28 protein-coding genes and 1 pseudogene are annotated in these 26,398 nt (G+C 65.9%); 8 read left to right on the top strand and 21 right to left on the bottom strand.

Features of this window, described 5'->3' with window-relative positions; translation table 11 throughout:
- Positions 1 to 9: 9 nt before the first annotated feature.
- The 3 genes from ACJH71_RS10270 to ACJH71_RS10260 all read right to left on the bottom strand — a co-directional run bounded on the left by ACJH71_RS10270 (position 10) and on the right by ACJH71_RS10260 (position 2,638).
- Entirely contained in the window at positions 10 to 1,467 is a 1,458-nt protein-coding gene (locus ACJH71_RS10270; RefSeq protein ID WP_406757897.1) for an aldehyde dehydrogenase family protein, read from the bottom strand.
- 199 nt (positions 1,468 to 1,666) lie between these two features.
- Complete coding sequence (locus ACJH71_RS10265) at positions 1,667 to 1,921, bottom strand: hypothetical protein (RefSeq protein ID WP_406757896.1); 255 nt, start codon at positions 1,919 to 1,921, stop codon at positions 1,667 to 1,669.
- A 63-nt stretch (positions 1,922 to 1,984) separates the two neighbouring features.
- Positions 1,985 to 2,638: a TetR/AcrR family transcriptional regulator gene (locus ACJH71_RS10260; protein ID WP_406757895.1), complete on the bottom strand. Its 654-nt coding sequence runs from the start codon at positions 2,636 to 2,638 to the stop codon at positions 1,985 to 1,987.
- Positions 2,639 to 2,860: 222 nt separating this feature from the next.
- Between ACJH71_RS10260 and ACJH71_RS10255 the strand changes: the two genes are divergently transcribed.
- Positions 2,861 to 4,036, top strand: a complete 1,176-nt coding sequence (locus ACJH71_RS10255) for an acyl-CoA dehydrogenase family protein (RefSeq protein WP_406757894.1) — start codon at positions 2,861 to 2,863, stop codon at positions 4,034 to 4,036.
- Between the two features lie 84 nt (positions 4,037 to 4,120).
- Here the strand turns inward: ACJH71_RS10255 and ACJH71_RS10250 are convergent, their stop codons facing one another.
- The 7 genes from ACJH71_RS10250 to ACJH71_RS10220 are packed head-to-tail and all read right to left on the bottom strand — an operon-like array spanning position 4,121 to position 9,817.
- Complete coding sequence (locus ACJH71_RS10250; protein ID WP_406757893.1) at positions 4,121 to 4,924, bottom strand: acyl-CoA dehydrogenase family protein; 804 nt, start codon at positions 4,922 to 4,924, stop codon at positions 4,121 to 4,123.
- A gap of 2 nt (positions 4,925 to 4,926) precedes the next feature.
- The gene (locus ACJH71_RS10245) at positions 4,927 to 6,048 is read right to left on the bottom strand and encodes an acyl-CoA dehydrogenase family protein (protein WP_406757892.1); all 1,122 of its coding nucleotides are present in this window, start codon (positions 6,046 to 6,048) and stop codon (positions 4,927 to 4,929) included.
- Positions 6,045 to 6,467: a nuclear transport factor 2 family protein gene (locus ACJH71_RS10240; RefSeq protein ID WP_406757891.1), complete on the bottom strand. Its 423-nt coding sequence runs from the start codon at positions 6,465 to 6,467 to the stop codon at positions 6,045 to 6,047. The genes ACJH71_RS10245 and ACJH71_RS10240 overlap by 4 nt, the downstream gene beginning before the upstream one ends.
- Complete coding sequence (locus tag ACJH71_RS10235; RefSeq protein WP_406757890.1) at positions 6,451 to 7,680, bottom strand: amidohydrolase family protein; 1,230 nt, start codon at positions 7,678 to 7,680, stop codon at positions 6,451 to 6,453. Before ACJH71_RS10235 ends, ACJH71_RS10240 begins: the two co-directional genes overlap by 17 nt.
- A gap of 2 nt (positions 7,681 to 7,682) precedes the next feature.
- Positions 7,683 to 8,006, bottom strand: a complete 324-nt coding sequence (locus ACJH71_RS10230; RefSeq protein ID WP_406757889.1) for a hypothetical protein — start codon at positions 8,004 to 8,006, stop codon at positions 7,683 to 7,685.
- Positions 7,990 to 9,267, bottom strand: coding sequence for an SRPBCC family protein (locus tag ACJH71_RS10225; protein ID WP_406757888.1), 1,278 nt, complete (start codon positions 9,265 to 9,267; stop codon positions 7,990 to 7,992). The genes ACJH71_RS10230 and ACJH71_RS10225 overlap by 17 nt, the downstream gene beginning before the upstream one ends.
- Positions 9,268 to 9,271: 4 nt before the next feature.
- Positions 9,272 to 9,817 (bottom strand): carboxymuconolactone decarboxylase family protein, encoded by a 546-nt coding sequence (locus tag ACJH71_RS10220; RefSeq protein WP_406757933.1) that lies wholly within the window; start codon positions 9,815 to 9,817, stop codon positions 9,272 to 9,274.
- Between the two features lie 258 nt (positions 9,818 to 10,075).
- Between ACJH71_RS10220 and ACJH71_RS10215 the strand changes: the two genes are divergently transcribed.
- From ACJH71_RS10215 to ACJH71_RS10200, 4 genes are all read left to right on the top strand, one after another.
- Entirely contained in the window at positions 10,076 to 11,356 is a 1,281-nt protein-coding gene (locus ACJH71_RS10215) for an amidohydrolase family protein (RefSeq protein ID WP_406757887.1), read from the top strand.
- Positions 11,357 to 11,465: 109 nt separating this feature from the next.
- Positions 11,466 to 12,764, top strand: a complete 1,299-nt coding sequence (locus ACJH71_RS10210; protein WP_406757886.1) for a cytochrome P450 — start codon at positions 11,466 to 11,468, stop codon at positions 12,762 to 12,764.
- Positions 12,761 to 12,976: a ferredoxin gene (locus tag ACJH71_RS10205; RefSeq protein ID WP_406757885.1), complete on the top strand. Its 216-nt coding sequence runs from the start codon at positions 12,761 to 12,763 to the stop codon at positions 12,974 to 12,976. The genes ACJH71_RS10210 and ACJH71_RS10205 overlap by 4 nt, the downstream gene beginning before the upstream one ends.
- Entirely contained in the window at positions 12,976 to 13,281 is a 306-nt protein-coding gene (locus ACJH71_RS10200; protein ID WP_406757884.1) for a DUF1330 domain-containing protein, read from the top strand. The genes ACJH71_RS10205 and ACJH71_RS10200 overlap by 1 nt, the downstream gene beginning before the upstream one ends.
- Before the next feature lie 102 nt (positions 13,282 to 13,383).
- Here ACJH71_RS10200 and ACJH71_RS10195 read toward each other — a convergent pair whose 3' ends face one another.
- The 7 genes and pseudogenes from ACJH71_RS10195 to ACJH71_RS10165 all read right to left on the bottom strand — a co-directional run bounded on the left by ACJH71_RS10195 (position 13,384) and on the right by ACJH71_RS10165 (position 19,787).
- Complete coding sequence (locus ACJH71_RS10195; RefSeq protein ID WP_406757883.1) at positions 13,384 to 13,593, bottom strand: ferredoxin; 210 nt, start codon at positions 13,591 to 13,593, stop codon at positions 13,384 to 13,386.
- An 8-nt stretch (positions 13,594 to 13,601) separates the two neighbouring features.
- A complete protein-coding gene (locus ACJH71_RS10190) occupies positions 13,602 to 14,804 on the bottom strand; it encodes a cytochrome P450 (RefSeq protein ID WP_406757882.1) in 1,203 nt (400 codons plus the stop codon).
- Between the two features lie 113 nt (positions 14,805 to 14,917).
- Entirely contained in the window at positions 14,918 to 15,736 is an 819-nt protein-coding gene (locus ACJH71_RS10185) for an NAD(P)-dependent oxidoreductase (RefSeq protein WP_406757881.1), read from the bottom strand.
- Positions 15,736 to 16,617 (bottom strand): alpha/beta hydrolase, encoded by an 882-nt coding sequence (locus ACJH71_RS10180; RefSeq protein WP_406757880.1) that lies wholly within the window; start codon positions 16,615 to 16,617, stop codon positions 15,736 to 15,738. The genes ACJH71_RS10185 and ACJH71_RS10180 overlap by 1 nt, the downstream gene beginning before the upstream one ends.
- A gap of 10 nt (positions 16,618 to 16,627) precedes the next feature.
- A complete protein-coding gene (locus tag ACJH71_RS10175; RefSeq protein WP_406757879.1) occupies positions 16,628 to 18,283 on the bottom strand; it encodes a thiolase C-terminal domain-containing protein in 1,656 nt (551 codons plus the stop codon).
- Between the two features lie 11 nt (positions 18,284 to 18,294).
- A pseudogene (locus tag ACJH71_RS10170) lies at positions 18,295 to 18,489 on the bottom strand (ferredoxin); the annotation flags it as partial.
- Positions 18,486 to 19,787, bottom strand: coding sequence for an NADH-ubiquinone oxidoreductase-F iron-sulfur binding region domain-containing protein (locus ACJH71_RS10165; RefSeq protein ID WP_406757878.1), 1,302 nt, complete (start codon positions 19,785 to 19,787; stop codon positions 18,486 to 18,488). The gene ACJH71_RS10165 and the pseudogene ACJH71_RS10170, both read right to left, overlap by 4 nt.
- 29 nt (positions 19,788 to 19,816) lie before the next feature.
- On the opposite strand from ACJH71_RS10165, the gene ACJH71_RS10160 reads away from it, so the two are divergent.
- A complete protein-coding gene (locus ACJH71_RS10160) occupies positions 19,817 to 20,287 on the top strand; it encodes a hypothetical protein (protein ID WP_406757877.1) in 471 nt (156 codons plus the stop codon).
- A 5-nt stretch (positions 20,288 to 20,292) separates the two neighbouring features.
- Here the strand turns inward: ACJH71_RS10160 and ACJH71_RS10155 are convergent, their stop codons facing one another.
- From ACJH71_RS10155 to ACJH71_RS10140, 4 genes are read right to left on the bottom strand one after another with little or no spacing between them, the layout of a single operon-like run.
- Positions 20,293 to 21,159, bottom strand: coding sequence for an alpha/beta fold hydrolase (locus ACJH71_RS10155; protein ID WP_406757876.1), 867 nt, complete (start codon positions 21,157 to 21,159; stop codon positions 20,293 to 20,295).
- A gap of 16 nt (positions 21,160 to 21,175) precedes the next feature.
- A complete protein-coding gene (locus ACJH71_RS10150) occupies positions 21,176 to 21,568 on the bottom strand; it encodes a Rieske (2Fe-2S) protein (protein WP_406757875.1) in 393 nt (130 codons plus the stop codon).
- The gene (locus ACJH71_RS10145; protein ID WP_406757874.1) at positions 21,569 to 22,711 is read right to left on the bottom strand and encodes an amidohydrolase family protein; all 1,143 of its coding nucleotides are present in this window, start codon (positions 22,709 to 22,711) and stop codon (positions 21,569 to 21,571) included.
- A gap of 28 nt (positions 22,712 to 22,739) precedes the next feature.
- Positions 22,740 to 23,837, bottom strand: a complete 1,098-nt coding sequence (locus ACJH71_RS10140; protein WP_406757873.1) for an amidohydrolase family protein — start codon at positions 23,835 to 23,837, stop codon at positions 22,740 to 22,742.
- 268 nt (positions 23,838 to 24,105) lie between these two features.
- On the opposite strand from ACJH71_RS10140, the gene ACJH71_RS10135 reads away from it, so the two are divergent.
- Positions 24,106 to 25,134 (top strand): acyl-CoA dehydrogenase family protein, encoded by a 1,029-nt coding sequence (locus tag ACJH71_RS10135; RefSeq protein ID WP_406757932.1) that lies wholly within the window; start codon positions 24,106 to 24,108, stop codon positions 25,132 to 25,134.
- Positions 25,118 to 26,293 carry an acyl-CoA dehydrogenase family protein gene (locus ACJH71_RS10130; protein ID WP_406757872.1) on the top strand — a complete coding sequence of 392 codons (1,176 nt, stop codon included), beginning with the start codon at positions 25,118 to 25,120 and terminating at the stop codon, positions 26,291 to 26,293. The genes ACJH71_RS10135 and ACJH71_RS10130 overlap by 17 nt, the downstream gene beginning before the upstream one ends.
- Positions 26,294 to 26,398: the final 105 nt, after the last annotated feature.

The raw sequence follows: 26,398 nt of genomic DNA, 5'->3' as shown, positions 1-26,398 counted from the left end.
GTTCCGCTGCTACATCTGCGCCCAGACGATCTTCGTCTGGAGATAGGTTTCGATGCCCGCCTTGCCGGATTCGTATCCCCAGCCGGACTGCTTGTAGCCGCCGAACGGCATCGAGTGGTCGAACTGCATCTGACAGTTCAGCCCGACCGTTCCGGCCTTGAGCCGCTTGGCCAGTCGGTGCGCGCGGCCCAGGTTGGACGTCCAGGCGGTCGCGGCCAGCCCGTAGCTGCTGTTGTTGGCCAGGGCTATCGCCTCGTCTTCGTCGTCGAACGGCAGCACCGTGACCACCGGCCCGAAGATCTCCTCCTGGAACAGCCGGCTGGAATCGGGGTCGACGCCTGTGACCACGGTGGGATGCACGAAGTAGCCCTTGCGGTCCAGCCGGTGGCCGCCGGTGACGAACTCATTGCCGTCGGCCTTGCCCTGTTCCAAGTAGCCGAGCACCCGGGTCAGCTGCTTCTGGCTGATCAGCGGACCTGCCATGGCGCCCTCTTCCTTGGGGCCACCGAGCTTCATCATGTTGGCCATGTTCGCCAGGCCCTCGACCACGCGCTCGTAGACACCGCGCTGGACGAACACGCGCGAGCCGCATACGCAGGCCTGCCCGGAGTGCACGAAGGTTCCGAACGCGGCCATGGTGATGGCCATGTCGAGGTCGGCGTCGTCGAAGATCATCACCGGCGACTTGCCGCCGAGTTCCAGGGTGATCTTGTTGAGATTGCTTGCGGCAGAGGAGCGCACGATCTCACGACCGACTTCGGTGGACCCGGTGAACGCGACCTTGTCCACGTCGGGGTGCGCGGTGATCGCCGCACCGGCGGTGTGGCCGTAGCCCAGCACCATGTTGACCACGCCGTCGGGAACGCCGGCCTCGCTCAGGATCCGGTCGAGGACCAGCGCCGACAGCGGGGTCTCTTCGGCCGGCTTGACGACACTGCTGCAGCCCGCGGCCAGTGACGGCGCCAGCTTGGCGCAGAAGTTGAAGACCGGTCCGTTCCACGGGAAGATCAGGCCCACCACGTCATAGGGCTCGCGCAGCGTGTAGACGTGCTGATGCGACTCGATGCCGGTCAGGCCACCGGTGTTCACATCCCGTGCGATGCCGTCGATCTTGGTACACCAGCCGGCGTAGTAGCGGAACCACTCCGAGCCCACCTTGGTGATGATCGCGGCCTGGGAGGCCGGAATGCCGGCGTTGACCGACTCGAGTTCGGCCAGGATCTCGGCGTTCTCGTCGATGAGGTCGGCGACTTTCCACAGCACCTTGGCCCGGTCGTAGTCGGCCATCTGCGACCACACCCCGGACTCGGCGGTGGCCTTGGCCCGGGCGACGGCGTCGTTGACCGCTTCGGGTCCGCAGTCGGTGAACTCGGTCAGCTGCTCTTCAGTGGCCGGATCGATGATCGGAATCACGTCTCCGGTGCCGGGGACCTTACGAATGTCGTCCAACACCGTCTGCACCGACATGGATAATCCCCTTCTCGCATTCGGATAATTGCGTTTGCACGAGGGTATGTGGTTCCCCAGCCGATGTCTAGGGTTCGCGGTGGTCTGCGGCTCAGGCGATCGCGAGCGCGGCGGAGCCGGGCGAAGCGGGTCGCCGTGTGGCGGCTCAGGCGATCGCGAGCGCGGCGGAGCCGGGTGAAGCGGGTCGCCGTGTGGCGGCTCAGTCGGCGTCGTGCTGTTCGCGCACGCCGGCCCTGATCGCCCGCATCAGCAGATCGATCTGTTCGGCGCTGCGATCGGCATCCTGGCCCTGACGGGTCTCCACCATGGCGTTGACGAAGACCCACGGCGCGGTTCCGGCCAGCACCACCATCGTCGCCAGCCCCAGGGTGCCCGAGACGCGACCGTCGCCGTCATCGGCCAGCTCCGACATGGCACTCAGATCGGTGAGGTCGCTCTTCCTGCGCGCTGCCATGGCCGCAGTCTGATTTTGCTCAGCGGAGTCGTCGACGTGTTTTGCGGGGGTCAGTCGACCGGCTCAGTTGCGTCCGAAGCCGTGCGCGCAGAAGTCCCAGACTTCCTCGGCGGTCAGCGGGTTGACCGCCGGATCGGCTGAGGCCGGGCTGGATTGGGCGTTGAACATGACCGTCTGCATGATCATGGCCGCCACCCGCCGGGGGTTGGCGCCGGTGCGCAGCCGGCCGGCGTCGGCGGCTTGTTCGGTCAGCTCTGCGAGCAACTCCAACAGTGGTGTGTGGGCGACCCGGACCTCGACGGGGTGGGTCAGCAACAGGGTCGGGGCGAAGTCGGTGAAGAGCGGCCGTTTGGCGGCCGGGTCCGGGCGGGACGACTCGAACAACAACTCAACGGCGACCTTGAGCCGCTCCACTGGATCGGACTGATTGGCCGTGGCGGCGCGGATCTGATCGGCGGCGCGGCTCAGGGCGTCTTCGAAGAGCGCCAGCAGCAGCTCGTGCTTGCCGTCGAACTGGAGGTAGAAGCTGCGCAGGGACTGGCGCGAGCGGTCCACGACCTCTTGGACGGTGAAGTCAGTGCTGCCCTTTTCGATGATGATCGACTGCGCGGCATCCAGAAACCGCTGGACGCGTTGCGCCGCGCGGATCTTCGCCGTCTTGATTGAGCGTTCGACCGCGCGCTGCTTCCAGGCGGGTTCTTCGCTCGGATTGGTCACCGGCGTTCCGGACGCTGCGGTGGCCGAGACATGGCGCAACTGTACTGGACGTAAAGGCGCCGGTGGTACGGCACACCGGCGTGGGGGCGACGATTCAGAGATCGTAACTTCTCCATTCGAGAATGATATTCTCATCTCCGCGTCTAGGGAAGCGGACGAGCAAGATCGCCAGCCGCGTTCGAAACGGGTATCCCGGGGGCGCCCGAGCCGAGGAGTTCGCCCATGCAGCTGACCTTTGATCCTGAAGTCGAGAACTTCCGGGCCGAGTTCTCGGCGTTCCTGGACGAGCATCTGCCCACCGACGCCGAGGCGTTGGAACGGTCGCATTCGTGCTCGGACGTGCCGGACTGGGCCCGCCGCTGGCAGCGACTGTTGTTCGACAACGGCTGGCTGCTGCCCGCGAATCCGCCCGAATTCGGCGGCCGCAACGCGACGATTCTGCAGCAGTACGTGCACTCCGAAGAACTGTCCCGCCGGCGCATCTACCCCAGTTTCAACCCGCAAGGGGTCGGCATCATCGCCGCGTCGTTGTTGTCGTTCGGCACCGAGGAGCAGAAACATCGGTGGGCGGTACCGATTCTGCGGGCCGAGATCACCGCGTCGCTGGGGATGAGCGAGCCTGGTGCCGGATCGGACCTGGCCGGCCTGCAGACCCGGGCGGTGCTCGATGGCGACCATTTCGTGGTCAATGGACAGAAGGTCTGGACCTCCGGCGCCCACGATGCCGATGTGCTGCTGACGTTTGTGCGCACCGATCCGGATGCGCCTAAACATAAGGGCATCAGTGTGCTGCTGATCCCCACCGACACCGAAGGCGTTGTGCGACGGCCCTTTGCGTCGGCCTGCGCGCACAACGACATCGACTTCAACGAGGTGTTCTTCACCGACGTCCAGGTGCCCGCCGAGAACTTGGTGGGGCCGCTCAACGGCGGTTGGGGAGTGGCCAACGGCTCACTCGGGCACGAACGCACGCTGCTGTGGATGAGCTTCGCCGACCGGCTGCGCGATCTGATCCATGACTTCCGTCCCGCCGGTGCGCTGGACCGCGACCGCTTCGCCACGCTGCTGATGGACAACGAGGCGCTGCGGTTGCTCGGCTCGGTAGCGCTGGCGCAGGCCGCGCGCGGTGAGCAGGACGTGCCCGCCCTGTCGGTGCTCAAGCTGCTGGGTTCAGAAGCCGTGCAGAACGCCGCGGAACACGCGCTCGACAACGCGGGTGCCGCCGGCCTGACCCACCCCGCCAGCTCCGGTACTTATATGCCGCTCAACGAGGATCACGCCTCCGGCAGCTGGTTCGACCGATACCTGCGCAGCTTCTCGGGAACTATTGCGGGCGGCACCTCGGAGATCCAGCGCAACATCATCGCGCAACGGGTGCTCGGCCTACCGCGGGGATAGCCCAACTGCCTCGCTACCTCGCGAGTGGGAATTCAGCGACGCCGCAACGGCGTGTCACGTCGCATGATTCCCACTCGCCGAATGTCAGAGTTCGACCATGCGGGGCGCCGAGCCGCGGGCCCGCAGGCCGCCGCCGACCTGGCGGGTCAATTCACGGGCATTGCCGAGCAACCCGTCGAGCACCAGTACCCGCTCGATATGGCGGTGCAGATCGTGTTCCTCGGTGAAACCGACGCCGGCGAGCACCTGCTGGCAGTGCTTGGCTGCGGTCAGTGCGGCCTTGCCCGCGGCGGCCTTAGCCAGCATGGCGGTCAGATCCGGGCTGTCGATGACAGGCACGGTCAGGGTGGCCTCGGCGCCCTCGATGGCGACAAGGGTTTCGGCGAGCCGATGCCGAATGGCCTGGAAGGAGGCGATCGGTTTGCCGAACTGCATCCGGTCCAGGGCATGCCGGCGGGCCAGGGCCAGCATTGCCCGCGCCGAACCGACCAGCCACCATCCCAACGCGCGGCGCGCCTCACCCAGGCGCATGAGTTCCCCGCCGGGTACTTCCAGCAGTGGCAGCCCGCCGAGGACGGGATTGCCGTCGCGTTCGCTGCGCTCCCAGATCACCCAGCGGCCACCGGCATAGGGCATCGGGGGAGTACCGCCGGGCAGGCCGCCGATGGTCTCCAGGATCACGTCGTTGATCACCGAGGCGTGCGCCCCGGTCTCTCCGAGCAACCGGAACACCAGTGGGATCGCCAAATCCGGTTCTTCGGAAAGCATTTCCGCCCAACCGAGTTCGGCCAGGGATCGGTCCAGCGCAGCGCCGGACGAAGAGGTCATGGTCTTGCGCAGTGCGTCTTCCAGCAGGACGAGCGAGGCGGCGTCCATTCCGGTGGTCATCGTCACTCCTTCGGCAGATCGAGCAGTCGACGGGCGATGATGTTGCGCTGAACCTCGGCGGTGCCGCCGTAGATGGTGGCCGCTCGGGAGTACAGGTACTCCGCGCGCCACTCGCCCTCGTCCAGTTCGACGACGCCCGCCAGCAGGTCGCGTGCGGTGTCGTAGAGCAATTGTTCGGCGGTGGCCAGCAGCACCTTGTCGATGGAGGTGTCCGGGCCCAGCCGATGGCCGTCGGCCAGCCGGTGCTGGGTGGCACGGGAGCGGCAACGCAGGGTATGCAACGCCAGATACACCGCCCCCAGGTCATTGTCGACCGCGGCGCCCTGCCGCTTCACCTCGGCAATCAGCGCATCGAAGCGCGAGTACAGGTAGGCGATGCGCTGCCAGAAACAGGTGGAGCGCTCATAGGGCAGCAGATCCATGGCCAGCTGCCAGCCGTCGCCGGGCTTGCCGAGCATGCGCGAGCCGTCGACGACGACATCATCGAAGTACACCTCGCAGAACTCGTCGACGCCGTGCATGGTGCGCAGCGGGCGCACCTCGATACCGGGGGTGTCCATGTCGACGAAGAACGCGGTGATCGCCTGGTGATTCGGCGTATCGGCGTTCCCGGTGCGAGTGAGCAGGATGCAGCGCTGCGAATACTGGGCGAAGCTGGTCCAGACCTTCTGGCCATTGATCACCCACTGGTCACCGCGCGAGGTGGCGCGGGTGCTCAGCGATGCCAGATCGCTTCCGGAACCTGGTTCGGAAAAGCCTTGGCACCACTGTTCCTTGCCGCTGAGCAGCTTGGGGACCATCTCAGCGGCCAGCTCGGGGGTGGCGTAGTCGATCATCGTCGGTGCCAGCACCTCGAGCATGGAGTAGGGGCCCGGTTCCACCAGGCGCCGCCCGACCACCTCTTCGCCCACGATGGCACGCAGCATGGCCGGGCCGCCGAGGCCGCCGGCGTGCTCGGGCCAGCCGTAGCGACTCCATCCGGCTTCGTAGAGAGACTGCTGCACCCGGGCGAACTGATGCAGGTGTGCCTTCAGGCAATGTTCGGCAGACGGTGTCAGATCGTTGGATTCGAGCCAGGCGCGTAGTTGGGCGCGGAACTCAGCGGGATCGTGCAGTGCACTCATCCGGCTTCGGGCCTGCCGACGGCGTGCGGGCGCCCGGCGTCGTGCGCACCGCTGCGCCGGATGAATGTCATCTTGCGGGTCCGCAGCCGCCAGCCGTCGACAGTGCGCACGTAGGTGTCGTTGTAGTACCCGATCCGCATGTCATGGCTGGCGTGGTCGATGAAGCACAGCGGCTGGGTACCGGTCGCGGTGTCGCCGTCCAACTCGATCGCCGGGGTGCCGGTCATGAACAGGCCCTTGGGCGCTGCATCGACCAGCACCGGAAACCGGTCCAGCGAATAGGTTTCGCCGAACGCACTGTAGGTACCGTCCGGGGTGAACACGGCCACCAGCCCGTCGATATCGCCCTGGGTGATGGTCACGGCGTAGCGGGCCAGTGTCTGTTGGATCTCGACCAGGTCGTCAGTTCTTGTTGACATAAACCTTGCCGCCTTTCATGACGAAGTTCACGTTCTGGGTGACGGTGATGTCGGCCAGCGGATCACCGGGAACTGCAATGACATCGGCCAGCAAACCCTCGGCCAGGCGGCCCCGGTCGGCTGCGTTGATGAGCTCGGCGGCAGTCACCGTCGCCGCCCGCAGCACGGCGGCCGGGGGCATGCCCCAATCCACCAGGGTGACCAGCTCATCGGCATTGCGGCCGTGCGGGATCGCCGGTGCGTCGGTGCCGACGGCGATCTTCACCCCGGCCTCATACGCCGCCTTGATCGAGGTACGGGCCTTGGGGAACATCTCGGCGGCCTTGGCCTGCAGTTCGGCGGGGGCCTTGGATACGTCCATGGCCTCGGCCAACCGCCGTGTGGTGACCAAGAAGCGGTCGTTCGCCACGAGCATCGCGATGGCCTCGTCGTCCATCAGGAAGCCGTGCTCGATGCAGTCGATCCCGCACGCCACCGCGTGTTTGACGGCCTCTGCGCCGTGGGTATGGGCGGCCACCCGCAGCCCCCGCCGGTGTGCCTCGTCGACGATCACGCGCAGTTCTTCGTCCGAATAGTGTTGTGCTCCTGCCTCTCCGGTCAGTGACATGACACCGCCGGAACAGCACACCTTGATCAGCTGCGCGCCGTGCTTGATCTGGTAGCGAACCGCCTTGCGGATCTCGTCGACACCGTTGGCGATGCCTTCCTCGACGGTCAGCTCCAGCACGCCGGGCATGAACGCCGCGAACATGGTCGGATCCAGGTGTCCGCCGGTGGGGGTGATCGCGTGCCCGGCCGGCACCACGCGCGGCCCCTCGATCCACCCGCCGTCGATCGCCTTGGCCAGCGCCACGTCGAGCAGATATCCGCCGGTCTTGACGAACAAGCCGAGGTTGCGCACCGTGGTGAACCCGGCGCGCAGCGTACGCCGGGCATTGCCTACCGCACGTAGCACCCGGGTCGGCGGATCATCCTGTACCTGCGACAGGCCGGGGTTCTCGCCACGGCCGCCCATCAGCAGGTTGACTTCCATGTCCATCAACCCGGGCAGCAGGATCGAGTCGCCGAGGTCGATGACCTCATCGGCCTCGGCACCGCCCGGCGGGCGATCCCCGACCCCGACGATCCGGTCCCCGTCGATGTGCACCACACCGGGCCGGACGATCTCACCGGAATCGGCCTCGAGAAGCCCTGCCGCCCTGAGCGCCAGCACCCCTAGATCACCGGCTCACTCAGCAGTTCCACCCACGCCGCGCCGCTGTCCGGGACTCGCGGCTGTTTCCATGCCTCGATGGGGAACGAAACCATGACGAGGGATTGCATGATGTGCATGAGAGTCTTTGCGTCATCTGGCAAGTCGTCCAGCGGGAACTTGTCGCAGTAAGTCACGACGTCGTCCAGCATCGGGAACGCGACGTCGTAGAACTCCTGCATCTCGGCCATGGATGATCCCAGCCGCTTGGCATAGCGGTCGGGCTCATGAGCCAGATCCCAGCCCAAATGGGGTTCCAGGGCGGCGAATTCAGACGGTAGCGGCACTTTGGTACTCCTTCACGAAGTCGCGGTTCACCTTGTGCAGGTGGCGGATTAGGATCTCTTGGTCGCACAGCAGGAAGTCCTTGACGGCCTTGGTGCCGATCATGGTCTGGGTGGCTTCCAGGGTGTTGGCGTCCTGTAGCGCGTACTCCTTGAAGGTGACGGCGGCCAGCTCCTGGGCCAGGCGTTCGCGCGCGTTCTTCGGCGGCACGAAGTACAGGTTCGCCTCGAAGGTGTGCTTGTCGACGGCGGTCGGCCAGTACTGGTAGGTCAGATACCAGCCTGGCTCCCAGATCAGCAGCATGAAGTTCGGGTAGAAGAGCCACGAGTCGATGCCCCACTGTGGCACTCGCTTGACGTTCACGCCCGGCGGCAGGTCCTTGAGGTTGGCGATGAGCTCCGGCTTGTCCCACGGGCCGAACAGTCCGCTGCGCAGCACCTGGTCCAACGGCTTGACCATAGACATGTCGGGGGGCGGCGCCTGGCCGCCCCAGGTCGACTGCAGGCTGTGCGGGCCGGCCAGCTCGTAGTGCAGCGCCTCGTAGCCGAACTTCTGGATCTTGGCGGCTTCCTCCTTGGTGTACTGCCCCTGGTGCAGGATCGGCGCGTGGTAGAACTCGATGAACGCGTCGATGAAGAGCTTCCAGTTGCTGCCGACTTCGGCGCGGTAGGAGTAGGTCTCGGTCATCTCGCCGAACGGATAGCCCTCGATCCCCTTGGCCAGCGGCCCGAGGTAGTCGGCGAGCGGCCCGGCGTTGTCGTCGAAGTTGACGAAGATAAAGCCTTCCCATACTTCGCAGCGCACGCCTGCCAGGCCGTAGTCGGTCTTGTCGACGTTGAAGAACTCGTCCTCCTGCTGGACGAAGGTAAGGTCGCCATCCAGGCCGTAGCGCCAGGCGTGGTACTTGCAGGTGAATTGCCGGCAGGTACCGGAGGTCTCCTCGTTGGGGAAGTCATTCCACACCAGCTTGTTTCCGCGGTGGCGGCAGATGTTGTGGAAGGCCCGCACGACGCCGTCTTTGCCCTTGACGACGATGATCGAGGTGCCCTTGCACACCGAGGGCAGCTCCCGGGTGAAGTAGCTGCCGGTCTTGGGGAGCCGTTCGACGCGCCCGACGTTGATCCACATGCGCTTGAAGACCGCCTCGCGCTCGGCATCGAAGAATGCCGGGTCGATCGAATCGCTGTAATCGACTGGCTCGGTGCCCAGTTCGGGATAGCTCTGCGTCCAGCTGCCAGCAGCGGGCTTGGGGAAGTGCGCCACGGTACTACCTCTCTGATTCGGATTTTTCGTCAAGTTCAACGCCAAAGGTGTTGAAGGCCATGGCCAACATGGAATAGCAGCCGACCGTGAAGACGAGTTCCATCAGTTGTTGCTCGTCCAGGTGTTTGGCGAGAACCGCCTCGGTGGCGGGGGAGAGCCGGGAGTCCTCTTCGAGTTCGTCGGCCGCGTTCACCACGGCTTGGTACAGATCGTCACGTCCCGCACCGTGCTGCAGGTCTTCGATGTCGGAGTCGGTGAGGCCGGCCTCCTTGCCGATCGTGATGTGGTGCACCCACTCGTATTCGCAGCCGCGGCGGTGGGCAGTTCGCAGGATCGCAAGCTCACGGAGGTTGCCGGGCAGCGATGAGCGGTACAGGAGTTCGACATTGAACTTGAGGAACGCCCGGGCCAGTTTCGGGTGGTGAACCAGCATGGTCATCGCCGAGCCGGCGTCGCGGGAGTTGCGCCGATCCGCGGTCAGCATCTGGGCCAGGGCGCGCTGGACCGCCTCATCGTCCCACTGGGACTCCGGTAGCGGGGTCAGGCGCATCGGTTCCTCCTCGTGGATGAGAATCACATTCTCATATTTGACCAACAGATTTCCATGTTTGGCTCGATTGGTCAACACTTCGCCGTTTGTGCAGGTGGGGCGAGTGGGTGGAACGGTGCTCGGCGCGGCTGGTCGCGCCGCGAACGCCGCGACGTGGGGAGTCCGTGCGAAGGTTGATTCTCCGAAAACGGGAAGATAGTTTTCCAAGGAGACGTCGTTGGGGCGGCCTACCCGCCGCACCCGGAACGGAGGATGGCCGTGAACAAGGACGACATGATTCTGGTCAGCGTCGACGACCACACCGTTGAACCACCGGACATGTTTGCCAACCACCTGCCGCGCAAGTACCTCGATGACGCGCCACGGCTGGTGCACAACCCGGATGGCTCCGATTCGTGGCAGTTCCGTGACGTGGTGATCCCCAACGTCGCGCTCAACGCGGTCGCGGGCCGGCCCAAGGAGGAGTACGGGCTCGAGCCGCAGGGTCTGGACGAGATCCGGCCCGGTTGCTACAACGTCGACGAACGGGTCAAGGACATGAATGCCGGTGGCATTCTGGGCTCGATCTGCTTTCCCTCGTTCCCCGGTTTCGCCGGCCGACTCTTCGCCACCGACGATGCGGATTTTTCGGTGGCGCTGGTGCAGGCCTACAACGACTGGCACATAGACGAATGGTGCGGCGCGTATCCCGGGCGCCTCATCCCGATGGCGATCCCGGTGATCTGGGATGCCCAAAAGTGTGCCGAGGAAGTGCGGCGGGTGTCCAAGAAGGGCGTGCACGCCTTGACGTTCACCGAGAACCCGGCCGCGATGGGCTACCCGAGCTTCCACGACGAGTACTGGAATCCGCTGTGGGAGGCGCTGTGTGACACCGACACGGTACTGAATGTGCACATCGGGTCATCCGGCAAGCTGGCCATCACCGCACCCGATGCGCCGATGGACGTAATGATCACCCTGCAGCCGATGAATATCGTCCAAGCCGCCGCGGATCTGTTGTGGTCCAAGCCGATCAAGCAGTATCCGGACCTCAAGATCGCCCTGTCCGAAGGTGGCACCGGGTGGATCCCGTACTTCCTGGAGCGCGTGGACCGCACCTACGAGATGCATTCGACCTGGACCGGTCAGGACTTCGGCGGGAAGGTGCCTTCCGAGGTGTTCCGGGAGCACTTCCTGACCTGTTTCATCTCCGATCCGGTGGGTGTTGCACTGCGCCATTTGATCGGCATCGACAACATCGCCTGGGAGGCCGACTACCCGCACAGCGACTCGATGTGGCCCGGAGCGCCCGAAGAGTTGTGGGATGTGTTGACCGCCAACAACGTGTCCGATGACGACATCAACAAGATGACCCACCAGAACGCCATGCGCTGGTACTCCTTCGACCCGTTCTCGCACATTCCCCGCGAGCAGGCCACCGTCGGCGCTCTGCGAAAGGCTGCCGAGGGGCACGACGTCGAGATCCGTGCACTCAGCCACCACAAGGACGGCGATCGACAGGCGAATGCGTTGATGGAAGCCGCGCGGTCGAATAGCTGAGCCGGGCTCGCCGGCTCGGTCAACATTGACGGCACCGTCGGCGTATGAAATTCTGTTCACCGGTTACGAGAATGGGATTCTCGATTGTGAGAGGGAGCGGAACGGCTCGATGGATCCAGACGCGATCGATTTCTTCACCGACCAAGCGGTGGTCGGCGACCCGTACCCCTATCTGCGCGCACTGCGGGAGCGGTCGCCGGTCACCCGCGAACCGCACCACGGCGTGACGATGGTGACCGGCTGGGACGAAGCGTGCGCGGTGGCCGGCAATGCCGAGGTGTTCTCCTCGTGTATCGCGGTGACCGGCCCGTTCCCCGGCTTCCCGGTCCCGCTCGACGGTGACCTGGGGGGCGAGACCGTCGCGGGCCTGATCGACAAGCACCGCGACGAACTGCCGTTCAGTGACCAACTGCCGACCCTGGACCCCCCGACGCATACCAACCACCGTGCGTTGCTGATGCGACTGCTCACCCCCAAGCGCCTCAAGGAGAACGAGGACGCCATGTGGGAGCTCGCCGATGCGGTACTCGACGATTTCCTGGCGCCCGGCGCCGGTGAATTCATCGGCGGGTTCGCGGCTCCGTTCACCCTGCTGGTCATCGCGGACCTGCTCGGTGTCCCGGATGAAGATCGTGATGACTTCGTCAAGAACATTCAGCGCAACGCCGGGGGTGGGATCGGCAGCACCGATGCCAAGGCGCTGGCCCACAGCCCGTTGGAGTTCCTCTACGCCACCTTCGCCGGCTATATCGCCGACCGACGCAGTGCGCCGCGTGAGGACGTGCTGACCGGCATGGCGGAGGCGACGTTCCCGGACGGTTCCATTCCGGACCCGATGGACGTGGCCAAGGTGGCCGCCAACGTCTACTCGGCTGGCCAGGAAACCACGGTACGACTGCTCGGCTCGGCGCTGAAGATCATCGGTGAGCGGCAGGACATCCAGCAGCGTCTCCGTGACGACCGCAGCCTCATCCCGAACTTCATCGAGGAGGTGTTGCGCTTCGAGAGTCCGGTCAAGGGCGACTTCCGCCTCTCCCGGGTGGACTCCGAAATCGGCGGGGTTCACGTCCCAGCCGGCACAACGCTGATGGTGCTGGCCGCCGCGGCGAACCGGGATCCGCGCCGGTTCGCCGACCCGGACACCTTCGATCCGGCCCGCTCGAATGCCCGTCAGCACATCACCTTCGGGCGCGGCATCCACAGCTGCCCCGGCTCGCCACTGGCCCGCGCCGAAACCTGCATCGCCATCGAGCGGCTGCTGGACCGCACCACCGACATCAGGATCTCCGACGAGCTGCACGGTCCTGACGGCGGGCGTCAGTTCCGCTACATCCCGACCTACATCCTGCGGGGCTTGATCCAACTGAATCTGGAGTTCACCCCGGCCGTCGAACGGGCCGCGCGATGAAGGCCTGGGTCGACCCGGATCGCTGTGCCGGACACGGTATCTGCACCACGATCTGTCCCGAGGTGTTCGCCATCAACGATGACGGATACTCCGAGGTCACCGTCGACGAGGTACCGGCCCAGTTCGAAGGCGCGGTTCGCGATGCCATCAAACAGTGCCCGGAACGTGCCATCGACGACGTCACCGACGATTCATCCACGAAGGAGAGCTAATGGCGAACGCGCCCAAGGGATATGTCATCTTGACCGAGGCCATCAAGGACCCCGCGGGCATGGTCGCCTACGGCAAGGCGGCAGGGCCGACGATGGCCAACGCCACGATCCTGGCTGTCGAGACGCAACATGAGGTGCTGGAAGGCGACTGGCACGGAAACCAAACCGTCGTATTGGAATTCGAATCCGTCGATGCGGCTCGAGCCTGGTACCACTCCGAGGGCTACCAGGAGGCGGTGAAGCTGCGGCAAGCCGCGGCCGAGTGCAACGCGGTGATCCTGTCCGGATTCCCGGCGCGCTCCTGATCCCGGGCCCGCTATGCGGCGGGAAAGCTCGTGCCCAGTGTGAATATGACGACGGGACACCGGCGTGTCGCGTCGTCATATTCACACTCGCGGCGAGGCCGCCTAGTCCGCGGCGTCGACGATCGCCAGCGCTTGACGTGGGCAGCGGCGGACCGCCTCGGCGACATCGCGTTCGGTCTCGGCGGTGATGTCGGGCTTGAGAATGAAGAGGTTGTCGTCGTCGTCGACGTGAAACACCTCCGGGTTGATGCCCATGCAGATCGCATTGGATTCGCACAGCCCGTAGTCGACCACTACCTGTCGCCGCGACATCGGCACCCCTAACGCAACACGCGGACTGGGACGTTCTTCCATCCCGAGACGTTCTGCATGTGAACTCGTTGCAGGCCAGACCAATCCACTTCGTAGCGAGGCATGAATTCCAACAGTCGTTCCAAGGCGATAACGCTTTCCATCCGGGCCAGCGCCGCCCCCAGGCAGCTGTGAATCCCATACCCCAGTCCGAGGTGCTGCGCCTGCGTCTGGTCCCGGTCGATGTCGAAGCTGTCGGGATCGGTGAAGGCTTCGGGATCCCGGTTGGCGGCCGCGGCGATCAGGAACACCGGCTTGCCGGCCGGAATGGTGCCGCCGGCGACGTGGGCTTCCTTGAGGGTGTAGCGGACGTTGTACTGCACCGGGCCCTCGTAGCGCAGCAGTTCCTCGACCGCGGCGGGAACCTTGCTGGGATCGTCGAGCAGCTTTTGCCACTGGTCGGGCTGGCTGGCGAAGATCACCGCGGCGTTGCCGACCAGTTTGGTGACGGTTTCCGCGCCGGCGGCCCCGAGCAGCGAGGCGAAGCCGGTGATCTCGATATCGTCGAGGCGTCGCATCTGGCCGTTCTCGCCGGGCATTTCGGCGGCGATCAGCCTGCTGATCATGTCGTCCTGCGGGTCGACGCGCCGTTCCTGGATCAGGCCGTAGTAGTAGGTCGCGGTCTCGATGGTGGCCTGCATGCCGGCCTCGCTGATCTCGATCTGTCCCGGTTCGCGGTGCAGCGAGGTGTCGATCCAGTGCCGTACCTGCTGGCGGTACTCGTCGGGTACCCCTGCCATCCGCGTGATGACCTCCACCGGAAACGGCCCGGAGAAGTCCTGCACCACGTCGAAACCGTCGGGGTCGACGTTGCCCAGGAACCGCTCGACCTGCTCGATGACGGTGTCGCGCTGGGCCTGGATCGCGCGCGGGGTGAAGGCCTTGTTGAGCAGGCTGCGCATGTGCCGATGATCGGGTGGGTCCATGAAGATGATCATCTTCTGCGGTGCCTCACCGGAGCGCACCATCGCGAGGTCGCAGCCGCGAGCCGACGAGTACGTTTCGAAGTCCTTGAACGCCGCCGACACATCCTCGTGGCGGGTCAGGGCGTAGAAATCCTCTTCGGCGTTGTAGTACAGGGGCGCTTCCTCGCGCATTCGCCGATAGATGTCGAATGGGTTGTCGTAATACTCTTCGGAGAACGGGTCGAAGACGACTTCTGCCTTGGTCATCGAACCTCCTCAGGGCGCCGGACGGTAGGGGAAGCCGACGCTGGGACGGTGGACTATAACCGCTACTGTAAGACAAACGGCAGCGACTCGGAAGGGGGCGCCGCGCACCGGCGTCACCGGGGGTGGTCCATCAGCGACAGCGCCGCGTCGGCGGCGTCGAGCACCGCGCCGGGATCCGCCCCAGCTCGCTGCGCCAGGTCGGACACCAGCCGGACATCCTTTTGCAGCAAGGACCCTGCCAGGCCGGCCAGCCTGTCCAGGGTGCCGCCAGAACCCCGGATGCTGTTCAGCGCGAAGCTGTTCGCGCTGCCCCGTGACACCACCTCGGCGAGCCGGTCGGTGGCGACGCCCAACTGCTTGCCCAGGGCCAACGCGGTGGCCGCCGTCCCGAGGTTGGCGGTGAACAGCAGATTGTTGAGCAATTTGGTCACCTGGCCGGAGCCGAGATCGCCCAGGTGCACTACCGGGTCGGCATAGGTCTCGAAGACCGGCCGGCAGCGCTCCACGACGTCGGCCTGGCCCCCGGCCATCACCAGCAGCGTGCCGGCCGCGGCGGCCGGACCGCCACCGCTCACCGGAGCATCGATCACCGAAACCTGCTGTTCGGCACAGTGTTGTGCCAACCGGCGACAGGTGTCGGGATGGACCGTGCTGTGAATCGCGATGATCCCGCCGGGCTGCAAGCCGGCCAGCACACCGTTGTCTCCCCGGACCACTTCATCGACGTCGGCGTCACCGACCACGCACAGGCAGACCAGGTCGCTCTGGCCGGCCAGCTTCGCGGGGGAGTCGGCGATGCGTGCCTCGGTGTCGGAGAAGGGCTCCAGCGTGCCGTCCCGTCGCGCCCACAATGTGGTGGCGTACCCGCCCTCGACGATGCGTCGCGCCATCGGCGCACCCTGGCTGCCCAAACCGATGAATCCGACGCGCATCAGCTGACCTCCGAGTCCCGCGCGACGACAGCAGCCGCGCAATCATTGACGAATGACAGCACCGAGCGGTGATATTCCGCTGCGCTGAAGCCGAGGCTGAGATTGTGGCCCGCCTCGGACTGGTGGTTGCTCGTGAAACTGTCGGCGGCGACGAAGATGTCGCGGATCTCGCGCTGCGCATCCGGGCCGGATTCCCAGACCTTCTCGTGTTCGGCGAAGGTGAAGCGCACCGGCACCCGAATCTGTCCGGCCAGCGACGGAAAGTCCCGCCGCGGCCAACTGGCGACCATGTCGGCTTCATAGGGTGCGCCCGACGATGCGTTGGTGATCCCGCGCAGCACCGCCTCCGGATACAGCGAGGCGGGCTCCCAGAGCAGTTCGCGCAGGCCGGTTGGCCGCTGGCCGGGTCCGGCCGAGCCCAGTGCGGTGCGCGCGGCGTCTTGGTAGCGCAGTCCAGTTCCGGCCAGTTCCAGGCCGAGCAGCTGCGCGCCGCGATCAGCCGCGGCCATCCGCACCGCCAGCTCGCAACCGTTGGAGTGACCCAGCAGGAACAGTCCGGCGCCGCGCGCCCGGTCACCGAGGATCCGGTCGACGGCCAGGTAGGCCAGTCGGACGCGTTGCTCGGGCTCGGTCATCGCCTCCGGATACAGGGCCGAACTGCCGTAGCCCGGACGATCCAGCGCGATCACGGTGTAGCCCAGCGCCGCACCGCTTCTCAACAGCGACAGCGTGGGCTGTCCGGGGCAGTCGAAATAGATCGACGTGGTTCCACCGCCGTGCAACGCGATGACCACCGCATGTGGATTGGGAACCTCGGCGACCAGCGCCGACATCGGCACCCCGTCGGCGCTGACCATCCGCGGGCGAACCGTGGTGCTCATGAGCCGGTCCTCACGAGTCGGTCCGCAGCAATATGACCCCGCTCGGCGTCAGCCCACCGCTACTCGCCACGGCGACCCGGGCGTCGGGTACCTGGCGGCCACCGGCCTCACCGCGCAACTGGGTGACGGCTTCGTGGATCAGTCCCATCCCATGTGTGCGGCCGTGCGAGAGCTGACCGCCGTGGGTGTTCAGTGGCAGCACCCCGTCGCGCGCTATGTTGACGCCCCCGTCCAGGAAGCTCGTCGCCTCACCGATGCCGCAAAAGCCCAGCGCCTCAATCCAAGACAGGCAGTTGAAGGTGAACCCGTCGTAGAGTTCGGCGACGTCGACATCCGCCGGTCGCAACGACGTCCGCGACCACAGATGCGCGGCCTGGCCCAGCACCTGCGGTTCGTGGGTCAGCGTGCTCTGGTCCCAGTCGATGCGCTCGATGATCTGGGTGCCGACCGCCTCGACTCGGATCGGTGGCTTGGCCAGGTCGCGTGCCGCATCGACGGCCGACACGATCACCGCGACCGCACCATCGCACGGGACGTCGCAGTCGTAGAGGCCGAACGGCGTGGTGATCATCCGAGCGGACAGATAGTCGTCCATGCTCATCGGGTCGCGGTAGATCGCGGTCGGGTTCAGCTGGGCATTGGCCCGCTGGTTCAACGCGATCCAGCCCAAGGTTTCCCGGCTGGTGCCGTAGCGGTGGAAGTGCCGCTGGGCGTTCTGTGCCAGCGTGTGCGCGGCCGAGGTGGCCCCGAACGGCATCTGCCAGCTGGTGGTCCGCCCGCCCTGCGGCCGGATCTTGCCCTGCTTCATCAGCTCGTTGTGGGTGGCCTCCCACAGAGTACGGAAGCACAGCACGTGGCGTGCCAGGCCGCCGGCGACCGCCAACATGGCCGCGATCACCGATCCGCCCGGGCCGAAGGTCTCCATCCCGCCGTTGTGCCACGTCGGGCGGATACCCAGCGCGGACTCCAGTGCCGTCACCCCGCCCTCGGTGAATGGGCCCAGCATGCCGGGCCCGGGATAGGTGGACAGGCCGTCGATCTCATCCAGGCTCAGCCCGGCATCGGCGATGGCCTGCTGACAGGCCTGCACAGTCAGCGAAAGCGCGGGTCTCATCAACCGGCGGCCCAAGTCGGACATGCCGATGCCGGTTATCGCGACCGCGTCTTCGAACTTGTGGTCAGAGACCATCGGTCGGACGTGCCGCCCGAAGTCCTGCGGGGCGATCTCGTCGTCGGGAAGGGGCGCGATTTCACCGGTGTCGCTGACCGGACGGAACAGCGGCAGCCATACGTCTTCGTGCTGTTCGAACACCACTTCCAGTTGCCGGCCGAGCTCGAGTTGCTCCGGCTCGCAGTCGATGATGTTGGTGGTCAGCCGAATTCGCGGGTCCTCGCTGATAGCGGCCTGGGCCACCACGTACGGAGCCGGCAGCCCGGGCAGGCTGAATCGGTGGTTGACGGTGAACCCCGCAAGCGTGGCCCGCCCGGACACCTCGCGCACACCCATGTTCGTGCTGCGGCAGTAGCGGCATACCGGCTGTGGCGGATGTATCAGCGAGGCACAGTCGCGGCATTCCTGCAGCCGTAGCACGCCGTCAGCGCCGGCGGTCCAAAAGAATTCGTTCTCGGGGGTGACCGCGGGGAGGGGGCGCCCAGGCGCGCTCATGCGTCGTCCTCCTCGGTGATCTCGATGATGGCGTGGACCGGGCAGTCCAGCAAGGCACGCTTGACGTCGTGCTCGTCGGCCTCGGTCACGGTCCCATCGCCCGTCAGGGACGCATAACCCCAGTCGTCCAGGGAGAAATACCCGGGCGCGTGCTTGGCGCAGAAGCCGAACCCGTCGCACAGCGTGCGGTCCAGGCGGATCTTCATGCCCTCACCTCCTCGACCGCATAGGGACGCTCGGCGCGAAATGCGCCGCCGCGGCAGGACTCGCAGGCACCGTCGAGGTGGCTGGCCACCAAGTCCGGGAACCGGGTCAGCAGGCTGGCCGCAACGTTGGTGGCGCCGTCCAGCGTGCCGCAGGCACCTCGTCCGGGCAGCACGCCGGCCCAGCGCTGCAGTCGCTGCACGTCTTCGGCGGTGGCGGCTCCGTCCCGCAGCGCCTCGGCGACCGCCGCCATCGCCACGGTGCCGTTGAAGCATGACCCGCACTGCCCGGCATTCTCCCGGCCGAAATACGCCAACACCGAGGCCGCCACCGCGACGGGGCAGTCGTCGGTGAGCACGGAGATCGCCCCACAGCCCAGACCGCTGCCGGCGGCACGCAGCGACTCGTGGTCGAGGGTGGCCGCCAGTGCATCCCGATTGAGCAGGCCGGCGAAGTAGCCGCCCATCAGCACACCGCGTACCTGGTCGGCGGGAATCCCGTGCGCGCTCAGCAGTTCGGCGACCGTGACGCCGTGCGGCAGCTCATAGAGCATGGGAGGTCGCCCGCCGCCACTGACCGTGGCCAGGAAGGTGCCCGGCGACAAGGCAGTCCCGCGCGTGCGGAACGTATCCGAGCCGTGGCGCAGCAGATAGGGCAGGTTCGCCAGTGTCTCGACATTGGAGACCACGGTCGGGCGCTGGTGGATTCCCTGCTGGTACGGCCGTGGTGGTTTGTCGGTCGGCTTGGCTGGGCCGCCGTTGATGGCCCGTACCGCCGCGGTCTCCTCGCCGGCCACATAACCCGCGTCGACAGTGTATACCGTGATCAGCAGCCCGCCAAGGATTTCCGGGCCGGCCTCGGCCAGTGCGTTCTCGACATTGCGGGCCGCCGAGGGATCGGAGACATAGACGTAAGCGCGGCGGGCCGCCACCGTCGCGGCGGCCAGCCGCAATCCGTCGAGCACCAGATGCGGTCGGTTGCGCAGCAGCCAGCGGTCCTTGACCGAGGCTGGTTCACCTTCTTCGCCGTTGGCCAGGACCACGGTGTCGCGACCGCGCAAGGCCGCGTCGCGCACCGAGCGCAGCTTCACCGCAAGGGGAAACGCCGCCCCACCGCGGCCGAGCAATCCACTGCGCTGAATTTCGGCCAGGAACTCCTCGGGATCGGGCAGCGGCCGGTAGCCCTCGCCCGCCAGGTATTGCGCTGCGTCCTCGACGCCGGATTGCTCGCGCAGCAGCCGTGGTGCGCAGCCCGGCCAGGTGGCTACACCGACCTTCGGAGTTGCTGCCGTTGTCGTCATTGACACCTCTTTTGGCTAGGCTCGCGGACGTGAGAACAGCGGTGGTGCGACTCGACGTCGACCCGGCCGGGAAGCTGATGCCCGAGCATCTGGCGGCGGGAATGGCAACGCTGCGAGACTTGGCGGGCCAGGCCGGTGTCGACGTAGTCGATGCCGATATCGCGGCCTTGCCGGTGGGTCGGCGCCACGTACGGCTGCTGATCACCGGAGCCGAGAAAGATGTCATCGATATCGGTATGCGGCTGTGTGCCAATGCATTCGACACAATGCCGGTGCCGGGTGTGGTCACCTACCTGAGTAGGGGAACCGATGACGACGTGCACGGGGTGCTGGCCGGGCTGGGACTGTCCGGCCAGATAGTCCGGACGCCGGGATCCGATGGTCTGGACGTCGTGCACGTGACCTTGGCGGAGCAGGATCTTCAGCGGGTTGGCGAAAGCCGCATCCACACCGCGCTGGAGGCGTCGCTGAACTGCGAGGTCCACATTCACACCTGCTGAGTCCATCAGCGGCTCAGGAATTCCAGGATCGCCGGGGCAGCCTGCACCCAGGTGTCGAACATGTTGAAGTGACTGACTTTTCCGGAAGCGCGATCCTCTGCGGCCCGCTCCCAGGCGTCTTCGGGCCACGGCGGGTCGATCAGTTCGGATCCCTTGATCAGGCAGTTGACCTCCAGCGAGGTGCGCTTGGGGTGGTCCCAGTCGTTCTCGCCGCCGCGGATGATCAGCGTGGGAACCGTTATCGCATCGAACATCTCGTCATCGACACCGGGAATCGTCTGGCCCGGCTTGGAGACGAATGCATTGAGCCAGCGCAACATCACTTTGAGGAACGCATCACCGTCCAAGTCGAGCAGTCGCTGCTTGTTGTTCGGGTTCTCCTCGATCCGCTCTTGCCACTCACGTACCCCCAGCAAGGCCGCCGGTCCGCCGCCGCGCGCAGCCAGGATGCTGGGCACCACGTAGTAGGAACCGAGCACGAAGGTGCCGTAGATGCCGCCCACGATGTTCCACAGCGCCAGCTTGGTTACCAGTTCTGGGTAGAGCATGGTGGTCAGGATCGAGTCCCGCGCCCCGCCTGAGCCGCCGGCCAGGATGACGGGCCCGGTCTCCAGGGCGGTGAGCAGCCCGTGCAGGGTCTCGGCGCGCATGTGCGATTCGGACTGGCCGTAGAACTGCACGTCGGAGGCGCCGCAGTTGGGGCGGTCCCACAGCAGTACCCGGTAGCCGCCGTCGACCAGTGCTTCGGCCAGGGGGCGTAGCCCCGGTATCTCCTTGGAGAACCGGCCACCGGGTGTCAGGACGATCAGGTCGCCGGAGGTACCGAGGATTTCGTAGACAACGTTGCCGGCGTTGACTTCGATTGAGGCCACCGAAAACTCCTGTGTGTTAGGCCTGGACGAGGACGTCGTTACCGACTACCCGCACCGGGTAGGTGCGAATGCTCCACTCCGGTTTGACCGCGGTCGTACCGGTGGCGAGTTCGAAACCCCATTGATGCCAGGGGCAGTAGATGTATTCGAGGTCCCGGACCATGGTGGCCTCGCCGGGGCTCTCCTCGTCGACGACGGTGCGGCCACGCAGCCGGCCCGAGCACAGTGGACCGCCCTGGTGCGGGCAGAAGTTCGCGATCGCGTAGAACGTCCCGTTGATGTTGTAGACCCCGACGCCGTGATGCCCGATCGGCACGAGCTTGTGTGTGCCGGGCGGTATTTCATCGATTGTGGCAACAACGTGTTCACGGCCCTGAGCCAGCCGGGGCCGCTGTTCTTCTTGGCTCATCTAGAACACCCGCACCTGTCCCTCGAGGGCCGGGACCGTGTCGGGAAGGTGGTAGGTCTGTAAGCCGTTTTTGAACATCACCGCTTCCCTGGCCGCCTTGGGCAGGTGCTTGACCAGCCAGCGCGGGTCGTCGAAGGTCCAGTGTGGGTAGTCCGAGGAGTACAGCAGGATCTTCTCGCACTCCATCCATTCCAGAGCCCGCGTGAGTTCGGTCTTGTCTTCGGGGTAGTCCAGCGGCTGGGTGGTGAACTTGATGTGGTCCTTGACGTATTCGCTGGGCTTGCGCTTGATGTCCACCCAGGACTTGCGCGCCTCGTAGATGGCGTCCATCCGCCACATCAGCGGCAGGATCCAGCTGAAGGCATGCTCGACGAGCACGATGCGCAGGTTCGGGTGGCGGTCGAAGACACCGTCGAACACCAGGCTCATCACTTGGTTCGCCGCCAGCAGTGAGTAGGTGACCATGAAGTCGTGGTTGTAGCTGGGCATGCCCACCGGCGGCATCGGCAGCTCTTCGTGATGGCTGCGCGACAGGTGGCAGCTGACGGTGATGTCGTGCTTGGTAGCCGCCGCCCAGATCGGGTCGTACTTGGGGTCGCCCCATGCGGGCCGCGGCTCGGCCTTGATCAGGATCTGCGCCATGTAGGGGTGGCCGGCCCACTTCTCGATTTCGGCCACGGCGCCGGCAGGGTCCTCGATCGCGGCACAGATCGAGCCGCGCCAGCGCTGGTGCCAATTGTTCTTGGCATCGAGCCAGTGGTTGGCCTGCCAGTCGTTGAGTGCCGACGACATCGCCTGCTGTGCTTCGGGAAAGCGGGCCGGGTAAGCGGCGGGCTCGAGGATCGCGTAGTCGGCGCCCGCTTCCATGATCAGCTGCTTGAACGCCAACTCCGGGTCGCTTCCGGGGAATTCGCCGTCGGCCGGGAACGCGTCGACTCGCATGGCGTAGGCGTGCGCATAGTCCGGGGCGTCGTAGTAGATCTGTTCACCGACCCGACGGGGCAGAAAGTACTTGCTGCGCCAGGGCTCGGGGAGATACTGCACCAGATCGCCGCGTCGCGGCACCGGGTGAACGTCCGAATCCACGCACCGCACGGCGATTCGCTCGGCGGCCGGCTTGCGCTCGGTAGCTGTCACGGTCATCGTGAACTCCCTTGGTCCCTACTGCTCTCTAGTGTGCGCCCGCGACGGCTGGTACGGCAGGGACTTCTATGCCGTAGAGGCCAGCAGCGTTGCGCCAGCACAGCTTGTCGCGCTGTTCGGCGGTGAGCGCACGCGGAACGGTCAGTTCGTTGCGCTGCCAGTGCGGGTAGCTGGATCCGTACATCACCATGTCGTCTTTGCCGGTGAAGCCGAACCACTCACCGGCGAAATCGGTGTCCCCGGGGCCATCCATGGCGCCCTGCACGAAGTAGACGTGGCCGGGCAGGTAGTCGCTCGGCATCTTCGGCGCCCAGGGCGTCTGCTCCAGGTGTGGCCTGCCGAAGGTGTCCATCCGCCAGATGATCGGCGTCAGCAGGTCCGCGGCCCCGTCGGCCCACACGAACTTCAGCGCCGGCATCCGCTCGAAGACGCCCTCGGCGATCATGTTCATCAGGTGGTACAGGTAATTGCACGCCATAAAGCTGACGTACTGCTCGTAGGTGCGGGGAACGCCGGACGGCGTCGGTGAGGCGGAGATGCCCGAACCCACCTCGATATGCGCCACGACCGGCAGGCCGGCGTCGATGGCCGCCTCCCACAGTGGCCAGAACTGCGGCTTGCCGAAGAGCTCCCGGGATTGCAGCGGAACGCCGACCTGAACAACGCGGGGGTGGCCGGACCACCGGTCGATCTCGCGCAGCGCTCCGGCGATGTCGTCCGGGTTGACGCGGATGGTGCCCCGGAAGCGCTCGCCGTACTCGGGGTGATCCAGCCAGCGCGACACCAGGATCTCGTTATGCGCCGCGGCGATCGCCGATCCCAGATGCCGGTCCGGCATCACTCCACGCGTCATCGGGTGCAATACCGCCACGTCAACCCCGCGTTCGGTGAACAGGTGCCGGGCGACCACTTCGGGGTCCGACCCCGGGTATTGGCGCTGCGGACCGTCGGTGCCGGGCGCGTACTCTCCGCCCGGCGCGCCGTACCAGTCCATCTCGTAGTCGGGAAAGCCACGGCTCTTGAACGGCTCCCGCATGAAGCTGCGTAGGTCGGAGTTGGACGCCGCAAAGATGTGCACACTGGCGTCGATGACGGGCGTGCGGGTGCCGTCCGGGTGTTCGATCATCAACGCCGCCCTTCGTCCTACCGCCCGCCGGGCACTGTGGTGCAGTCACCGTGCCGCCCGACCCCCCGGTGAAACCATTGTATAGCTGTATTCTTTGCACGCAAGAACTAGATTCTCATTCTGGCGGGCGAGAGCCGAGGGCCAGCGGCCACGCCGCGGCCTGATCAACGGCACGTTGTGCAGCGGTGACAAGGAATCTCAAGCCGAGATCGTTACATCCGTTTGCGAGAATGTTATTCTCGATCGGCGTTTGGGAGAGGTGGCTGCAATGCTCTTGGAGTTCGACGAAGATCAGCGACTGTGGCAGGGCACGGTACGCGATGTGGTGGGCAAGCAGTGTTCGCCCTCGCTGGTGCGCAGGGTCATAGAAGGAGCAGTGGGCGAGACGGACGGGGCGGCTGAGCCCCTGATCGACTCCCTCTGGAAGGTCTACGTGGACCTGGGCTGGACCGAACTGCACGAACCGGAGACCGCGGTAGAGCTGGCGATCGTCCTCGAAGAGCTGGGCCGCGCCACCGACCCCACGCCTTTCCTGGCGACCATGACCCAGTTCGCTCCGCTGGTCGGTGAGCGGCACAACCCGGACGGGTCCACTGGTGCAGCAGTTTTCAGCGGGGTGAGCGCGCATCGCAACGCCGGCGGCTGGGTGTTGAACGGAACCGCACTACAGGTGCTGGACGGCGATCGCGCCGATCGGCTGGCGGTGGTCACCGCGGCGGGGGTCTTCATCGTGGACGCTGGCGCGGTGACGACCCGCAAGGCGGCCGTCTTCGACCCGACGTTGCACCTGAGCGACGTCTCTTTCGCCGGAGTCGAGGTTCCCGACAGCGCCCGGATCCGGGTCGATGCCGAGCGGGCCCGCCACGTCGCGCTCAGCGGTATGGCGATGACGATGGTCGGCGCCTGCCAGCGCATCCTCGATCTGGCGTTGGAGCATGTCCGCAGTCGGCAGCAGTTCGGGGTCCCGATCGGGTCGTTCCAGGCTGTCCAGCACAAGGCCGCGGACATGCACGTGGCGATCGAACGCGCCCGGGCGCTGGCCTATTTCGCCGCGCTGACGATCGCCGTCGATGACCCGCGGCGCCGGATGGCGTCCGCCATGGCCAAGGCCGCCGCTGGGGAATGCCAGTCGGTGGTCTTCCGGCACGGGCTGCAGCTGTTCGGTGCGATGGGATTCACCTGGGAGAACGACCTGCAGTTCGCGCTCAAGCGGGCCAAAGCGGGGGAGCTGATGCTGGGTGGTGCCGCGCAGCACCGGGCCGCGATCGCCGAGGAATATCTTGCAGCTCGCATTTGATCCCGAGGTCGAGGAATTCCGCGCCGAGTTCGCGGCCTTCCTCGACGCCAACCTGCCCCCCGAGGCCGACACACTGGAGCGGCCACGTTCGGTGTCACACATGCCGCAATGGGCCCGCCAATGGCAGCGATTGCTGTTCGACAACGGTTGGTTGTTGCCCGGCAATTCGCCGGAGTTCGGTGGCCGCAACGCCACCCTGCTGCAGCAGTTCGTGCATCTGGAGGAGCTGTGCCGGCGCCGCATCTATCACAGCTTCAATCCACAGGGTGTGAATATCATTGCGGCGTCTCTGCTTTCGTTTGGCAGTGCTGAGCAGAAGCATCGCTGGGCGGTGCCGATTCTGCGCGCTGAGATCACCGCCTCACTGGGCATGAGCGAGCCGAGCGCAGGCTCGGACCTGGCGTCCTTGCGGACCAGGGCGGACCGTGACGGTGACGATTTCATCGTCAACGGCCAGAAGGTGTGGACCTCGGGCGCTCACGACGCCGATGTGCTGTTGACGTTCGTCCGTACCGATCCCGACGCGCCCAAACACAAGGGCATCAGCGTGCTGGTGATCCCGACAAACACCCCGGGCGTGGTGCGTCGTCCGTTCCCCACCATCTGCGGAATCGACGACGAAGACTTCAACGAGGTCTTCTTCACCGATGTGCGGGTGCCGGCGGAGAACCTGGTCGGACCGCTGCACGGTGGCTGGCGGGTGGCCAATGGATCCCTGGGCCACGAACGCACCATGATGTGGCTCGGTTTCGCCGACCGGTTGGACAACATCATCGCCGACTTCCATCCCGAGGGCGCGCTCGAACGTGACCGGTTCGCCACGGCGGTCATGGACTATCAGGCGCTGCGCCTGCTGGGGTCCGCAGCGCTGGCCCGCGCGGCGCGCGGTGAGGAGGACGTCGCCGCTCTGTCGGTGCTCAAGCTGCTCGGCTCCGAGGCCGAGATGTTCGCCTCCGGTCACGCGCTGGATGCGGCCGGGGCCGACGGCCTTGTGCACCCTGCGAATTCGGGACCGTATGCGCCGATGAACCTCGACAGCTACTTCGCCAGCTGGTTCGAGAGGCATGCCCGGAGCTTCTCCGGCACCATCGCCGGGGGCACCTCGGAGATTCACCGCAATATCGTCGCTCAGCAGGGGCTGGGCTTGCCTCGCGGCTGACGCGCGGCCCGCGCGAGGCTTGCTAGACGTCGCGGGCCGGCTAGACCCCGCGAGCAGACCCAGAATCGCACGAAGCGATTACCTCGGGTGCGATTCTGGGTCTGC

The organism is Mycobacterium sp. SMC-15, assembly GCF_045310925.1.
Classification (GTDB): Bacteria; Actinomycetota; Actinomycetes; order Mycobacteriales; family Mycobacteriaceae; genus Mycobacterium.
The sequence above is the reverse complement of the archived record's forward strand: the minus strand, read 5'-3'. Positions and strand labels throughout refer to the sequence as shown.

Excerpts from the sequence above, each read along its gene's own strand:
- ACJH71_RS10190 (WP_406757882.1), bottom strand. The coding sequence starts at position 14,804 with ATGACCAAGGCAGAAGTCGTCTTCGACCCGTTCTCCGAAGAGTATTAC.
- ACJH71_RS10250 (WP_406757893.1), bottom strand. The coding sequence starts at position 4,924 with ATGACCACCGGAATGGACGCCGCCTCGCTCGTCCTGCTGGAAGACGCA.
- ACJH71_RS10220 (WP_406757933.1), bottom strand. The coding sequence starts at position 9,817 with ATGCGCCTGACCCCGCTACCGGAGTCCCAGTGGGACGATGAGGCGGTC.
- ACJH71_RS10265 (WP_406757896.1), bottom strand. The coding sequence starts at position 1,921 with ATGGCAGCGCGCAGGAAGAGCGACCTCACCGATCTGAGTGCCATGTCG.
- ACJH71_RS10195 (WP_406757883.1), bottom strand. The coding sequence starts at position 13,593 with ATGTCGCGGCGACAGGTAGTGGTCGACTACGGGCTGTGCGAATCCAAT.
- ACJH71_RS10185 (WP_406757881.1), bottom strand. The coding sequence starts at position 15,736 with ATGCGCGTCGGATTCATCGGTTTGGGCAGCCAGGGTGCGCCGATGGCG.
- ACJH71_RS10200 (WP_406757884.1), top strand. The coding sequence starts at position 12,976 with ATGGCGAACGCGCCCAAGGGATATGTCATCTTGACCGAGGCCATCAAG.
- ACJH71_RS10270 (WP_406757897.1), bottom strand. The coding sequence starts at position 1,467 with ATGTCGGTGCAGACGGTGTTGGACGACATTCGTAAGGTCCCCGGCACC.
- ACJH71_RS10150 (WP_406757875.1), bottom strand. The coding sequence starts at position 21,568 with ATGAGCCAAGAAGAACAGCGGCCCCGGCTGGCTCAGGGCCGTGAACAC.
- ACJH71_RS10245 (WP_406757892.1), bottom strand. The coding sequence starts at position 6,048 with ATGAGTGCACTGCACGATCCCGCTGAGTTCCGCGCCCAACTACGCGCC.
- ACJH71_RS10175 (WP_406757879.1), bottom strand. The coding sequence starts at position 18,283 with ATGAGCGCGCCTGGGCGCCCCCTCCCCGCGGTCACCCCCGAGAACGAA.
- ACJH71_RS10140 (WP_406757873.1), bottom strand. The coding sequence starts at position 23,837 with ATGATCGAACACCCGGACGGCACCCGCACGCCCGTCATCGACGCCAGT.
- ACJH71_RS10210 (WP_406757886.1), top strand. The coding sequence starts at position 11,466 with ATGGATCCAGACGCGATCGATTTCTTCACCGACCAAGCGGTGGTCGGC.
- ACJH71_RS10135 (WP_406757932.1), top strand. The coding sequence starts at position 24,106 with ATGCTCTTGGAGTTCGACGAAGATCAGCGACTGTGGCAGGGCACGGTA.
- ACJH71_RS10255 (WP_406757894.1), top strand. The coding sequence starts at position 2,861 with ATGCAGCTGACCTTTGATCCTGAAGTCGAGAACTTCCGGGCCGAGTTC.
- ACJH71_RS10205 (WP_406757885.1), top strand. The coding sequence starts at position 12,761 with ATGAAGGCCTGGGTCGACCCGGATCGCTGTGCCGGACACGGTATCTGC.
- ACJH71_RS10145 (WP_406757874.1), bottom strand. The coding sequence starts at position 22,711 with ATGACCGTGACAGCTACCGAGCGCAAGCCGGCCGCCGAGCGAATCGCC.
- ACJH71_RS10165 (WP_406757878.1), bottom strand. The coding sequence starts at position 19,787 with ATGACGACAACGGCAGCAACTCCGAAGGTCGGTGTAGCCACCTGGCCG.
- ACJH71_RS10240 (WP_406757891.1), bottom strand. The coding sequence starts at position 6,467 with ATGTCAACAAGAACTGACGACCTGGTCGAGATCCAACAGACACTGGCC.
- ACJH71_RS10180 (WP_406757880.1), bottom strand. The coding sequence starts at position 16,617 with ATGAGCACCACGGTTCGCCCGCGGATGGTCAGCGCCGACGGGGTGCCG.